Genomic DNA, 12883 nt, shown 5'->3' on the forward strand with positions numbered 1-12883 from the left:
CGACTGCGGATATGATCGACGTCGACGCTGACGGACGGATTCGGACCGTGACGATCGACCGCCCCGAGGCACGCAACGCCCTCACCGAAGACGGCCTCGAGGCCCTCGAAGCGGCGGTCGCCGACGCCGACGAGCCCGTGATCTACCTGCGCGGGCGCGGACCGGCCTTTTCGGCCGGCGCGGATCTCAACGAAGTCGCGGCCCTCGAGGGGGATCGGGACCGCGCGGCCGAGTTCGCGCGGCTGGGACAGCGGGTCGCCCGAACGATCGAGGATTCGCCCGCGGTCGTCGTGGCGGGGATCGACGGCCCCGCGCGCGGCGGCGGGCTCGAGCTCGCGCTGGCCTGCGACGTCCGCGTCGGAACGCCCGCGTCGACCTACGGCGAGCCCGGCGTCAGCTTCGGCCTGTTCGGTGCCTGGGGCGGCACCGTCCGACTGCCTCGCGTCCTCGGCGAGGGCGACGCCCTCGAGTTCGCGCTCTCGGGACGGTCGGTCGACGCCGAGGAGGCCCTTCGAATGGGGCTGATATCGCGGATCGAGGACGACCCACGCACGGTCGCCGCGGAGATCGCCGACAACGCGACGGATGCGCTGGCGGTTCTCAAACGCCGGCTCCGGGACGACGGCGAACGCGCGACCCAGGAGCGACGCGAGGCCGCGGCCTTCGCCGATCTCGTGGCCGCCCACGCCGACGACGTCGACGCGCTGCTCGAGTGACGAGACATGTGAGGGAACCATAATAGTTTTCTCCGTGTGACGAGATCCGAGATCATGCCCGATTCGACGTTCCTCACCGGCGAGAGGGTCGATCTCCGACCGATCGAGGAAGCCGACCTCGACTACCTGCGCGATGCGATCAACGATCCGGCGATCTGGCGACCGATCGGCGGCTCTCGTCCGATCAACCGCAAACAGGAACAGGAGTTCTTCGACGAGGTGGTGTGTGGTGACGACGGCGTCCACCTGCTGATCACCGCCGACGACGCGCCGGTCGGGACGATCGGCCTCCGCGAGATCGACTGGGAGGCCGGACGCGGCGAGGTCGGCTACTGGATCGACCCCGACGAACACGGGCAGGGGTACGGCACCGAGGCGACCGAACTGATGGTCGCGTACGCCTTCGACCAGCTGGGCCTCCACCGGATCGAGGCCCGCGTGTTCGAGTTCAACGAGGCCTCTCAGCGGCTCCTCGAGTCGGTCGGGTTCGTTCGCGAAGGAACTAGCCGGGAGTTCGAGTTCGTCGACGGGGAGTACCGGGACACCCACTGGTACGGGCTACTCGAGGACGAGTGGCGAGACCGGGAGTCGTAGTCAGTCCAGCGGGTCCGGAGCCGGCGGGACGGTGCGTTTGTGGGCACTGCGCTCGTACATGCCGCGAACCCGTTCGACCGTGTCCTCATCGATCGCGAGCAACCGAGCGGTCGCGGCGACCGACAGCGGGCCGTCGATGTGAGTCGCGAGGATCGAATCGAGGGTGTCGTAGCCGATCCCGAGTTCGTCCTCGTCGGTCTGGTCGGCCCACAGCTCCGCGGTGGCGGTCTTGGCGGCGAGTTCCTCGGGGACGCCGACGTGGCGAGCGAGCTGGCGGACCTGTCCCTTATAGAGGTTCCCGATTGGGTGACAGTCGACCGCGCCGTCGCCGTACTTGGTGAAGTAGCCCACCGCGGCCTCGCTCCGGTTTCCAGTCCCGAGTACGAGACGTTCCTCGTGGTTGGCGACGAGGTAGTTCAGAACCGCCCGGACGCGGGCGCGGGCGTTGCCCACCGCCTCGCGGTCGCCCTCGGCTTCGGGATAGGCCGCCAGCACGGCGTCGACGATCGGCTCGACCTCGAGGACGTCGTAGCCGATCCCCAGCTCCTGGGCGACCCACTCGGCGTCGCTCATGTGCTCCTCGCTGCTGACCGTCGCCGGGAGAACGAGCCCGTGGAGGTTCTCGGTGCCGAGCGCCTCGACGGCGAGATAGGCCGTCAGCGTGCTGTCGATTCCGCCCGAAAGGCCAAGCACGGCACCGTCGGCCCCCGCGGCCGCGACCCGCTCCTCGATGAAGGACGTGATGTGTTCGCGACGCCGCTCGAGTTCCGACTCCGAAAATCGAAGGTCGATCATAGGAGAGGGTACGACTGCGGTGACCTAATAGGCTCGCCTAACCGGAAAGAAGTGACCGGACGTTCGGTTTCGATGGGGCGGCACCGTCGTCACTGACCGGCCGACGTGACGACGACAGCGATCGAACGCGGGAGATCCGGGTGCGAGATCCGGGTGCGAGAATCGAACTGCGCGTCGCAGCCGAAACGGGCTGAAGGAGGGCCACTACCCTAACCCGGACACATCGTCTCGCCGCGTCCCTCGCTACGACGGCCGATCGGTAAGGGGAACGGACCGTCCGCAAATCCTGCAACTCGAGGCCGGATTTGTGAGTCGGCCGTCGAACTCGCTCGAGAGCGCTACGTTGAAGTGTGATCGGTGGGTATGCTCGAGTGTCGACGTGAGTGAGCGCCGGTGGTGAGCAAATCCAACGGATTTGCGATCCTCGGCGCACAAGCGAACGAAGTGAGCGTAGTGCGCCGGTGGTCCAGTGGTAGGACTCGAGCTTCCCAAGCTCGCGGCCCGGGTTCAATTCCCGGCCGGCGCATCCTGTCGATCACTTCTGCTCTCGACGCACTATCTGTTCGTTGCGTAATTGCACGCACCCATAACATACTTTATTGGCAATATTTCGGGACTGTATTATATAGCATCGGACTACACGGAGCAGGATTGTCGCTCGTCGCTCCGAGAGGCGGCACGCAGGTTGGAAAAATCACCGACACAGGCGGAGTACCGGGAACTTGGGCTTTCACCGTGCGTGACGCATATCTGTACGATCACGGGCGGTTGGAACGAGGCGAAGCGGAAAGCGGGAATCGAGACGTACGACCAAGTCAGAGCCTCGTACGACCACGTTCCGCTCTATGGGGACTCGAACGGGTACGAGCGGTGGGTCCATACGTACGACGGAGAGCAATCCGAGGTTCCGGTTCACCGCCTCCTCGCGGTCGCTGAGTTCGGAACGGAGGCGGTTGCGGGCAAACAGATCCACCACAAGAAGCCGATTCCGTGGTTGAATACGCCCGCCAACGTGATCGCATTGACGAAGCGACAACACCTTGCCCTCCATATCCGTCTGGCAGACTTCGACGTGACTCTCGAGGAAGACTAAAACGACGGTCCGGGTTCGCCGTCGAACGCCGAATACGTTATCGTTCAAGGACACCCGAAAACGAGGAATCGATGGTCACCGCCTGGAGGGGCGACTGCCTTACTCGTGGATGCCCATCGCTTCGATCTGCTCCTGATACCGGTTCCGAATCGTGACCTCGGTCACCTGCGCGACGTCGGAGACCTCGCGCTGTGTCTTCTTCTCGTTACAGAGCAGGGAGGCGGCGTAGATCGCGGCCGCGGCGTAGCCGGTCGGGGACTTGCCCGAGAGCAGCCCCTTCTCGGTCGTGACGTCGATGATCTCGTTTGCCTTCACCTGGACCTCCTCGGAGAGCTCGAGTTCCGAGCAGAACCGAGGAACGTACTTCTTGGGGTTGACCGGCTCCATCTCGAGGTTGAGTTCCTGGGCGACGTACCGATACGTGCGGCCGATCTCCTTGCGTTCGACCCGGGAGACGGCGGCGACCTCCTCGAGCGAGCGGGGGATGCCCTCCATCCGGCAGGCGGCATAGAGGGTGCTGGTGGCGACGCCCTCGATCGAGCGCCCGCGGATGAGGTCCTCGTCTAGCGCGCGCCGGTAGATGACGCAGGCGACCTCCCGGACCGAGCGGGGGATAGCGAGCGAGGAGGCCATCCGGTCGGTCTCGGAGAGGGCGAACTGGAGGTTCCGTTCGCCGGCGTCTTTGGTCCGGATGCGTTCCTGCCACTTGCGCAGGCGGCGCATCTGACTGCGTTTGTCCGAGGAGATCGAGCGGCCGTAGGCGTCCTGGTTCTTCCAGTCGATGGCGGTCGTCAGGCCCTTGTCGTGCATCGTCTGGGTCGTCGGCGCGCCCACTCGGGACTTGTTCTGGCGCTCGGAGTGGTTGAACGCGCGCCACTCGGGCCCGTGGTCGATGTTGCTCCCCTCGACGATCAGTCCGCACTGGTCACAGATGAGTTCCCCCTGGTCCTCGCTCTTGACGAGCGTCCCGCCGTCGCACTCGTCACACACCCGCTCGCGCTCCGATTCCTGCGTTTTTGCTGTCGTTGTTTCAGGATCGCGTTCGCGCTGGCGGGTGGGGCTTGCCATGTCGTGTTGGTAACGACGGCGGAAGAACTTAAGCACTCGCCACGGCCCGATTTCGCTCGAGCGGGCTGGAGAGCGGCTGTCGAATCGGAAATCGGCCGAGCCGTCCCTACAGGTAGCCGAACAGCGTGCCGGCCAGTACCAGCACCCACATCGCCGAGCCGACCAGCAGCATGTCGTTGAACTTCGAACTGCGCGCGGCGCGTTTGGCCGCGCCGCCGGCGATCAGCCCGAGCGCGACGACGACGAGCATCCGCTGGAGGACGACGTCGACGGGCAGGGCGGTGATACCGAGCCAGCCGTAATCGATCCAGACGGCGGCCGCGAGCGAGCCCGCGGCGACGACGGCGGCGTCGAGTCGCCGCGTGAGCCCGCGTGCGATCAGGTAGGTCGCGGTCGGGATCCCGATCGCGATCACCGGATAGAGGATCGCGGCGATCTGGTGGGGCGTCAGCGACGCGGCTCGGCGCTCGAGGACGAGCCCGCCCGTCCGGACGCCGAGGAACAGCGCCAGGATGACCAGGATCAACAGGACGTGACCGACCTCGAGGCGGTCGTAGGCGGCGGCGAGTCGCCGTCTGTCGACGTCGGTCAGGTGGTCGTCGATCGCGTGGGGCGTATGCCGCGCGACCCGCTCGTCCGTCGAGCCCTCGGGGCTCCCGCCGGCCTCGAGGCGGCGTCTGCCGGCCCCGACGCCGACCAGCGTGGGGACGACGATCAGCCCGGCGAGTTCGACGAACGTCGCCCAGCCGTCGGCGTCCGAGGAGTTGCTGTTGTCGAGATAGAGTCGTCGCACGTCGTCTTGCACGTCGACGCCCGGATGCTCCATGAAGTCCTGCTCGATTTTCGTCTGGGCGTCCTGCGAGCCGTGGACGCGGTGTCTGAGCGTGAACCAGTCGAAGTGTTCGGAGTGGGTCTGCATGATGACCCAGTCGTCGTCCTCGTTGGGGCTCTCGTAGAGCCGGATGTGATAGCGCTGGCCGTAGTAGGTGCCGTCCTCGAGCTGGCGCGTTTCGGTCGTCCAGTAGCCGCTCTCGTTCTCGCCGGGGTCGACGTAGGCGTAGCGGGTGCCGCCGTCGGCCTGGCCCCAGTTGAGGGTCGGGAGGACGCCCGAGCGCCCGGCCGACTCGTTGGCGGTCGCGTTCTCGGTGTCGTTGGCAGTCGCGTTCCCGGTGACGTTGCCGGTCGCGTGCTCGGTGTCGTTCGCTCCCGGGCCCTCGATCGCCCCCGTCTCGTTGTCGGATTCGTTGCCGGCGGTGATCGCGTACGTGTCGGGGAGGGCCTCCTCTTCCGACTCGTTCATCTCGGACCAATCGCCGCCGTCGGCCTCCGTCAGGACCCGCTCGACGTCTTCGGTATCGCCGCGAACGACCACGTTGATCGGACTCCGCTTTTGGAACCCCTTGCTCGGGCTGAGATACTCCCAGAAGCTGCTCTCGGAGTCCTCGGGCGTGACCAACTCCGGCGTCGGCTTCGAGTCACGCTCTGTGGCCCCGTCGCCCGCGGTCTGGTCGGCCGACAGCGACAGCAACATCGAGGGACCGCCGACGAACACGAACGCGAGGACGATCAGTACCGCACCGATGACGAGCGAGCGACGCATCTCCCGGAGACTAGCGACGGGGTATATATCAAACCGTGTGTAACCGTGCCGACCGTTTAAACGTCGGGACCGACGGTCGTGACCGGAACCGGGGCCTCGCGGACGACTCGCTGTGAAACGCTGCCGACGACGTTCCGTTCGTACTCGTCGCCGCTGGTCCCCATGACGATCAGGTCGACGGGCTCGCTCGCGGCGTAGTCGACGATACACTCGGCCGGGTTTCCGGTGTCGACGGCCGTCGTCGTCTCGACGCCGCGGTCGGCGGCACGGGTCGCCGCCTCGTCGACGGCTTCGCGGGCGGTCGCCTCGAGATCGTCGCGGACCTGCTCGACGCGGTCCTCGTCGAGGACGAGAAAGGCGCGGTCGTCGACGACCGAGAGGACGTGGAGGGTCGCGTCACGGGTGGCCGCGACGTCGATGGCGTGATCGGCGACGGTCGCCGCGTGGTCGCTGCCGTCCGTCGGAAGCAGGATCGTCTCGTACATTGCTGTCTAGGTGGACCACTCGTCCGGACGGAAAAAGGGGTTTCCCTCCGTCTTCGACGGCGGGAACTCCGGCGCGATCCGGGCGGCCGTCTAGACGCCGGGGATGCCGAGCGCGTCGGGGGTGACGAAACCGACGGCGGCCAGCGCGTAGAGGATGCCGACGGCAACGATCCAGGCGACGAACCCGATCGCGGCCGCCGATCCCCAGCCGCCGGGGTAGCGCCAGTTGATGACGCCGACCCAGATGACCAACATCAGCAACACGCCGAGGATGGGGATCCAGCCGACGAAGAAACTCGTGATCCCCCAGGCGGCCGCCCCGATGAGGGCGGTGATCGCCGCGTTCACGAAGCTCGCGTCCCTGTCAAGCACCAGCCGCGCGCCGGCGAGGATGCCGATGGTCCCGATCAGCAGGCTCAGGACGAAGATCAGGATCGAGTCTGCGGCGGCCATGTTAGGGTTTCCAGCTCAGTTCGATCTCGACCGTCTCGCGATCGCCCCGGAGCATCGAGGACCGCTCGACCGTCTCGACCGAGACATCGATGTTACGCGGCGGATTCAGCGATACGTTCTTGTTGCCGACCCGTATCGAGACCGTCTCGCTCTCGTCCTCGAGTTCCGTGGCGAGTTCCCGAAGGTAGGCGGCGAATTCCTCCCGTGGCAGTGTTTCGTCGGCTGTCGTCCGTTGCGCCATACGGGAGTGTCCGGTTCCCGCCCGCAAAAGTATGGGCCTTGAACACGTCGATAAGTGGCTTTTACCGGACCAGAACCGTCTGTAACGTTCAGATTGTAGACACTGGTGCGCGATCTGTCACTAGAACAGGTTCGCCTGCTGGTAGACCGAGATCCCCTCGCCGGTGATCTCGTAGGGCTTTTTCTCCCGGGAGTGGTTCGCGTCGCGGATCTTCTGAATCTCGACCGCCAGCCGCGTCTCCCGGAAGTCGTCGGGACGGACGTACTGCAGGACGAAGACGGCGTCCGTGAGATACTCGACGATTCCGTACCGCGAGGAGTAGGCCGTCTCCGGGGAAGCCTCGCTGGTCAGCAGGGCGGTGACGCCCGCCTCCTTCAGGCTCCGGGCGAAGTCGTAGATCTCGTTGCGTCGTTTCGCGCGGTCCTCGTACATCATCTCGAGCAGGGAGACCGAGTCCAACACGAGCCGCGAGGCGCCGAACTCCTCGACGAGTGCGGGGAGTTCGTTGCGGATCGAGGCGAGGCTGTTGGCCATCTCGATGGGATCGACGTCGACGACGGCCAGCTGGCCGTCGGCGACGTACTCGTCGAAGCCGTAGCCCTTCTCGGTCGCGCTGGTGATCACGTGATCGCGGCTCTCTTCGAGCGTGATGAAGACGGCGCGTTCGCCTTGCTCGAGGCCGTGAGTGAGAAACTGTAGGCCGAAGGTGGTCTTGCCGGTGCCGGCGCTGCCCATCGCGACGATCAGCGAACGCTTCGGGATGCCGCCCTGAATCATCCGGTCGAGGCCCTCGATGCCGAGCTCGAGTCGCGGGAGGTCCGAGTCGACCGCCTCGTCGAAGTCGGGTTCGTCGCCTCCGAGGACGAAATCGAGGTCGTCGAACCCCTCGGGGCCGTCGGTCCCGGGGCCGACGTCGGCGTCGATCGCCGGGGCGTCGGTATCGTGCAGGGCCGAGCCGAAGTCTTCCTCGAAGAGGGAGTCGTCGCGTTCACCGTCGGTGACGTCGTCCGCGGCCGTCGGGGTCGGGCCATCGCCGCTCGAGTCCGGTTCGTCGATCGCCTCGGACGGATCGTCCTCGGCGTCGGCCTCGTCGTCGAGTGCGCGATCGAACCAGTCGTCGTCCGCATCGTCCGCGTCGTCGCTCACGGGAACCACCCGCCGAGTTCGGACGGAGGAAAAAGCGGTCGCTGGTGTCGACGGCGATCGACGGTGGGGGACGGGGAAGCCGACGCCATACTGGACACTGCGACGGGGGTCGTCGCAGCGGTTCACCTGATCGGAGTCGTTCCATCCGGATTAACCTTGTTGCCGCTGGCCGGACAAGCGTGGGTTTTTGGCGTAGCGGCGGGTAGCCGCCGCCGATGGACGTCGCCGTCGGAATCGTCGCCCAGCGCGACAACGAGCGTGCACAGGACCTCGCCGCCGCCCTCGTCGACGCCCTCGAGGGGGCCGGCGCGAGCGCAGTCGTCGACGAAGCCACGGGCGAGGCGATCGCGGCGACGGCCGTGCCGGTCGGCTCGATGGGCGATCGCGACCTCGTCGTGAGCATCGGCGGCGACGGGACCCTGCTGTTCGTGGCCCGCGAGGTCGGCCCCACGCCGATCATGGGCGTCAACCTCGGTGAGGTCGGCTTTCTCAACGCCGTCGCACCCGAAAACGCCGTCGACGTCGTCACCGACATCGTCGCGGACATCGCGCGCACGGGCCGGGTCGAGGGCCGGGAACTGGCGCGGCTCCGGGCGACCGGCGTCGACGAGGACTGGACGCTCGCGCCCGCGCTCAACGAGATCGTCGTCCACGGACGGCGACGCGGCCACGGCGGCGGTGCGACGATCGAGGTTCGGGTCGACGGCCAGTCGTACGCGGAGAGCCACGCCGACGGCGTCCTCGTCGCGACCCCGACGGGATCGACCGCCTACAACCTGAGCGAGGGCGGGCCGCTGGTCCACCCCGCGACGGACGCCGTCATCGTCACGCAGATGGCCGCGGCCGAGTCGATGCCGCCGCTGGTCGTCGAACCGGACACCGAAATCAGCCTCACGGTCACCGGTGCCGACACCGCCTACGCGATCAGCGACGGCCGCAACAGACGGCGCCTCGAGCCGCCCGCGACGGTCTCGGTTACGCCGGCGGCCGACCCGGTCACGCTCGTCGGCCCGCGGGCGAACTTCTTCGACGGCCTCGACAAACTCGAGTGACTACTGGCCCTCGACGAGTCGCTCGAGGTGTTCCGGCGGGACCGAGCCGCGGGCGACGCGGCCGTCCGAGACGAACGTCGGGACGCCGGTGACGCCCGTCTGCTGGGCCTGTGCGAACAGGTCCTCGAGTTCCGCCCGGATGCCGTCGTCGTCGACCGCGTCCCGAACCTCGTCGACCGGTAGCTCGCAGTCGGCCGCGAGATCGGCCAGCACGTCGACGTCGCCGATGTCGCGACCGTCCTGCCACAGCGCCGCGTAGATGGCTTCGTCGAAGGCCGCCCACCGATCGGGGTACTCCCCCTTGACGTACCACGAGGCGACCTGCGCGTCGAAAGAGTCGACGTCGGTCGCGATCTCCTGGGCCATCTCGACGCCGTACTCCTCCTGCAGTCGGCGGACGTTCTGTCTGGCCTGCTCGTAGTACTCGTCGCCCTTGCCGTCGTCGACGTCGTGATCGATCGAGCCGTCGGGGTTTCGCTTCCCGCTTCGCAGATCGAAGGGGTGCCAGTCGACGGTCAGGGGCTCGTCGCGATCCTCACGGTACTGTGCGAGCGAGCGGGTCCCCAGATAACAGAACGGGCAGACGTAGTCGGCGTAGATTTCGATTCGGTCGGTCGTCTCGGGGGTCGGTCCGGAGTCAGCGTCGGTCATAGCTTTGGTAGGGTTCTGCGAGGGAAAAGTCGCCGGTCCCCGGCAGCGGCGGCCGCGGCTCGAGCCGCGGCCGGAGAGACAGTGCGAACGGAGCCCACCGAACGCCGCCTACGACTCCGATTCGGACGCCGGCGCGTCGCCGGTCCCGGTCGCGTTCGGCAGGTTCGGGTCGCGGTAGGGGTTACGGCCGTAGGCCGGCAGCTCGTCCTCGAGTTGTTCCTTGAGGACGCGACGAAGCCGGTTCAGGCTCGTCGTATCGAGCCCGTACGCCGACGCGAGCCGCTCGAACGGTTCCTCGTCGGTGATGTCGTGGGCCCGGTACTGGGCGAACAGTTCTTCCATGCGGTCGGCCGACAGCGCCTGGGCGTCGATGTCGTCGAGCCCGAAGTACTGCTTCCGGTCAGCGTCGACGACGTGGCGGATCACCACCAGCGCGACCTTCTCGATGGCGCGCTGGCTGCCGAACTCGGTGAGGTCGATCTCGTCCATGACGCCCAGCGCCAGATCGCGCTGCCACGGCGTCACCTCGAGGGCGTTACACAGCGCCTGCGTGGTCCGCAGTCGATCGAGGTGGTGGGCGCGCTCGCTGTAGCCCGGCGTGGCCGCGTGCTGTTCGTCGTGGAGACGACGCACGCTCTCGGAGAGGTCGGCGTCGGGCGACTCCGCCCGCCCGATGACCGTCGCGCTCGGCGTGACGACGCCCCACTGGCGGACCGTCGAGTCGCGCTGGACGTCCGCCCGCGAGAGCGAGCCGGAGCCGGGTCGGGTCTCGAGGCGGCGCTCGTCGTCCGTCTCGACCGGGGCTCGCTCGGACGCTGGACCGGAGTCGGCACCGTCGTCTTGCATCGTCTGTCGCTCGGAGAGGGAGCGTGAAAAAGGCTCGCTCCGTGGAATCGATCGGCTGAACGGACTGACAGGTCCGCTAACAGGTGTCCGTCAACAGGTGAACGGGCGGGAGGGTCGAACGAACGCGTTCACTGCCGTTTCGATGAGCAACGCCGTCGCTCGAGTGTCCCGTCGATCCGCGAAAAGCCCTTCGTAGCTTCACCTCGTAACCAGAGACACGTAAAGAACGAGCCGTTCGGGTCGGTCAGTAGCGATCACGGTCGATCCTCACCTCGAAGGTGCGACGCGGCCCGGGGCCGTCGCCGACCGGCAGTGTCGGTCCGCGGAGGTGAGTTCGGACGCGTCGCTGCTCGGTGAAACCCACTCGAGAAGGATTCGTTCTCCCGTCGTATCTTCACCTTGTGACCAGAGGCAGCTAAAGAACGACGCAGGTGCGAGCTACCGGACCGCCGCGATCAACTCGTCGACGAACCCGTCGAGGCGGTCGGGGTCGGGACCGGCCCGCGCGTGAACGTCCGGATCGATCTCCCGCGGCGGGTGGGCAAACGCCCGACCGATGGCGTCGCCGATCCGCTCGTCGCCCTCGCCGGTCCGCTTTCGCTCGAGGAGGTCTCGAGCCCGTTCGATCCGATCGGCGTTGAAGACGGCGGGCGCTTGCTCGGTGAGGAACGACTCGAACTCGAGCGCGGGCAGGTCGTGGTCGCCGCGGTCCCCGGTTGCTTTCAGGTACCGCGCGGCCATCGCCGCCCGGGCGATCACGAGGTTGCGCTTCACCGTAGGCCTCGTCCGGGTTTCTCGAAAACGGTCGTCGTCGGCCGCGACCGTCGTCGTCCCGTCGTCGGTCTCGACGACGTACTCGTCGTCGCACACCTCCAGAATCGGGAAGAGTTCGTCGTCGCTCCGGACCAGGTGGTGTGAGAGATACTTCCGGTAGTTGTTCGTCGCGATACCCCGCCACGTGTGATAGAGATCCATCGGGTTGTAGGCCCGTTCGACGTACGCTCCGAGATCCGTGGGGTCGAACGCGGTTCGATAGCGGATCGGACTCCGGAGCAGATCGATCGCCCCGTCGTTGGAGTCGGCCAACAGCCGCGCGAACGTCCGCACGTCCCAGCCCTGATACTCGAACTCGCCGTCCGTCTCGACGATCGTCTCCGGCGGTCCCTCGAGGTGGGCGTACCGACGCAGGTCCGTCGGTACGTAGACGAACCTGACGTCGTAGTCGCTGTCGGGACCGGCCGCACCCCACGCGTGGCTGCCGTGGGCGACCGCCAGCGCGACCCAGACGTCACGGTCGCGCTCGATCGCCGTCAAGTGGTCGTCGACGGTCGCACGGATGGCTGCCGAGACGCTGGTCAGATAGTAGCCGCTGAAACGATTCACACACTGATCGCAGCGCCATCGTGCGATCAGGTGTGCAATGACTTTCAGCGGCTACTATAGTTGTCGCTCGACGCCGTCGAGAACGACGCCGAAGAAGACCGGGTGACGAATGCCCTTCGTAGCTTCACCTTGTGACCAGAAACACGTAAAGATCGAAACCCGAGCATCGCGATCGTCCGGAGGGCGTCGCGACTGCCGAACGGAACTCGCGGAGAACGGCTGCCGTCTTCCCGTCATAGCTCTACCTTGTGACCAGAGACGCTTAAACGAACGACGGCTTTGAGGAGAGACTGCGGAGACCGGCCCCTCGTTCCGGCGGGAGGGCATCGGCCAGTCTGGGAGAGTTATAAAACCGACCGTGCTATAGTAGCTATTGAAACGATGTCTGCGCTCCGGGCCGTACTGTTCGAGTGGGACCTGAACCGGGTGACAAGGATCGCCGTCTCCGCGTTGGCCGTCTTTCTCGCGCAACGCGTCACGGACGACTTCCTCACCGGCCTCGGTGCGACGATAGTCTTTCTCGTCGTCCTCTCGATCCCGTGGGAAGTGACAGAGCGTTTCCCAGGTCGGTCGGACGGGTCGTGATTACCGCGGCCGGCGTCGTGACTATCGAATCAAAAACCCGGAGAACGACGACCTCCCGTCATAGCTCTACCTTGTGACCAGAACCACTTAAAGAAACGACGGCTCGAGCCGCTGTTAGCGTCGGGACGCAAGCGATCCCCGGTTCCGAAAGGTTGAATCGAACGCTGCCCTGAAT

15 protein-coding genes and 1 tRNA gene are annotated in these 12883 nt (G+C 66.5%); 6 read left to right on the top strand and 10 right to left on the bottom strand.

Going from position 1 to position 12883, the window contains the following annotated elements; translation table 11 throughout:
* Nucleotides 1-11: 11 nt before the first annotated feature.
* Nucleotides 12-716, top strand: a complete 705-nt coding sequence (locus A6E15_RS14615; protein ID WP_076147251.1) for an enoyl-CoA hydratase/isomerase family protein — start codon at nucleotides 12-14, stop codon at nucleotides 714-716.
* A gap of 54 nt (nucleotides 717-770) precedes the next feature.
* Nucleotides 771-1310, top strand: a complete 540-nt coding sequence (locus A6E15_RS14620; RefSeq protein ID WP_076148378.1) for a GNAT family N-acetyltransferase — start codon at nucleotides 771-773, stop codon at nucleotides 1308-1310.
* On the opposite strand, the gene A6E15_RS14625 is transcribed toward A6E15_RS14620, so the two are convergent.
* Nucleotides 1311-2105 (bottom strand): NAD+ synthase, encoded by a 795-nt coding sequence (locus A6E15_RS14625; protein ID WP_076147253.1) that lies wholly within the window; start codon nucleotides 2103-2105, stop codon nucleotides 1311-1313.
* Between the two features lie 455 nt (nucleotides 2106-2560).
* Here A6E15_RS14625 and A6E15_RS14630 point away from each other — a divergent pair.
* Together A6E15_RS14630 and A6E15_RS14635 are read left to right on the top strand one after the other, a co-directional pair.
* Nucleotides 2561-2631, top strand: a tRNA-Gly gene (locus tag A6E15_RS14630).
* Between the two features lie 213 nt (nucleotides 2632-2844).
* The gene (locus tag A6E15_RS14635) at nucleotides 2845-3198 is read left to right on the top strand and encodes a hypothetical protein (RefSeq protein ID WP_076147255.1); all 354 of its coding nucleotides are present in this window, start codon (nucleotides 2845-2847) and stop codon (nucleotides 3196-3198) included.
* Between the two features lie 99 nt (nucleotides 3199-3297).
* Here A6E15_RS14635 and A6E15_RS14640 read toward each other — a convergent pair whose 3' ends face one another.
* The 6 genes from A6E15_RS14640 to A6E15_RS14665 all read right to left on the bottom strand — a co-directional run bounded on the left by A6E15_RS14640 (nucleotide 3298) and on the right by A6E15_RS14665 (nucleotide 8200).
* Nucleotides 3298-4266, bottom strand: a complete 969-nt coding sequence (locus A6E15_RS14640) for a transcription initiation factor IIB (RefSeq protein WP_076147256.1) — start codon at nucleotides 4264-4266, stop codon at nucleotides 3298-3300.
* 106 nt (nucleotides 4267-4372) lie between these two features.
* Nucleotides 4373-5866 (bottom strand): hypothetical protein, encoded by a 1494-nt coding sequence (locus A6E15_RS14645; protein ID WP_076147258.1) that lies wholly within the window; start codon nucleotides 5864-5866, stop codon nucleotides 4373-4375.
* Between the two features lie 56 nt (nucleotides 5867-5922).
* Entirely contained in the window at nucleotides 5923-6351 is a 429-nt protein-coding gene (locus tag A6E15_RS14650) for a universal stress protein (RefSeq protein ID WP_076147259.1), read from the bottom strand.
* Nucleotides 6352-6441: 90 nt separating this feature from the next.
* Nucleotides 6442-6804, bottom strand: a complete 363-nt coding sequence (locus A6E15_RS14655) for a hypothetical protein (RefSeq protein ID WP_076147261.1) — start codon at nucleotides 6802-6804, stop codon at nucleotides 6442-6444.
* Nucleotide 6805: 1 nt separating this feature from the next.
* Nucleotides 6806-7045 carry an amphi-Trp domain-containing protein gene (locus A6E15_RS14660; protein WP_076147262.1) on the bottom strand — a complete coding sequence of 80 codons (240 nt, stop codon included), beginning with the start codon at nucleotides 7043-7045 and terminating at the stop codon, nucleotides 6806-6808.
* Between the two features lie 120 nt (nucleotides 7046-7165).
* Nucleotides 7166-8200 carry a KaiC domain-containing protein gene (locus A6E15_RS14665; RefSeq protein ID WP_076147264.1) on the bottom strand — a complete coding sequence of 345 codons (1035 nt, stop codon included), beginning with the start codon at nucleotides 8198-8200 and terminating at the stop codon, nucleotides 7166-7168.
* A 206-nt stretch (nucleotides 8201-8406) separates the two neighbouring features.
* Here A6E15_RS14665 and A6E15_RS14670 point away from each other — a divergent pair, with 206 nt between their 5' ends.
* Nucleotides 8407-9243 carry an NAD(+)/NADH kinase gene (locus tag A6E15_RS14670; protein ID WP_076147265.1) on the top strand — a complete coding sequence of 279 codons (837 nt, stop codon included), beginning with the start codon at nucleotides 8407-8409 and terminating at the stop codon, nucleotides 9241-9243.
* Here the strand turns inward: A6E15_RS14670 and A6E15_RS14675 are convergent, their stop codons facing one another.
* The 3 genes from A6E15_RS14675 to A6E15_RS14685 form a co-directional block, all read right to left on the bottom strand.
* Nucleotides 9244-9894: a DsbA family oxidoreductase gene (locus A6E15_RS14675; protein WP_076147267.1), complete on the bottom strand. Its 651-nt coding sequence runs from the start codon at nucleotides 9892-9894 to the stop codon at nucleotides 9244-9246.
* A 108-nt stretch (nucleotides 9895-10002) separates the two neighbouring features.
* Nucleotides 10003-10740: a DNA-directed RNA polymerase subunit epsilon gene (locus tag A6E15_RS14680; protein ID WP_076147269.1), complete on the bottom strand. Its 738-nt coding sequence runs from the start codon at nucleotides 10738-10740 to the stop codon at nucleotides 10003-10005.
* Between the two features lie 438 nt (nucleotides 10741-11178).
* Nucleotides 11179-12099: a nucleotidyltransferase domain-containing protein gene (locus A6E15_RS14685; protein WP_076148380.1), complete on the bottom strand. Its 921-nt coding sequence runs from the start codon at nucleotides 12097-12099 to the stop codon at nucleotides 11179-11181.
* A 405-nt stretch (nucleotides 12100-12504) separates the two neighbouring features.
* Here A6E15_RS14685 and A6E15_RS14690 point away from each other — a divergent pair, with 405 nt between their 5' ends.
* Nucleotides 12505-12708: a hypothetical protein gene (locus A6E15_RS14690; RefSeq protein WP_076147271.1), complete on the top strand. Its 204-nt coding sequence runs from the start codon at nucleotides 12505-12507 to the stop codon at nucleotides 12706-12708.
* The last annotated feature ends 175 nt before the right edge of the window (nucleotides 12709-12883 follow it).

It is taken from the genome of Natrinema saccharevitans, from assembly GCF_001953745.1.
Lineage (GTDB): Archaea > Halobacteriota > Halobacteria > Halobacteriales > Natrialbaceae > Natrinema > Natrinema saccharevitans.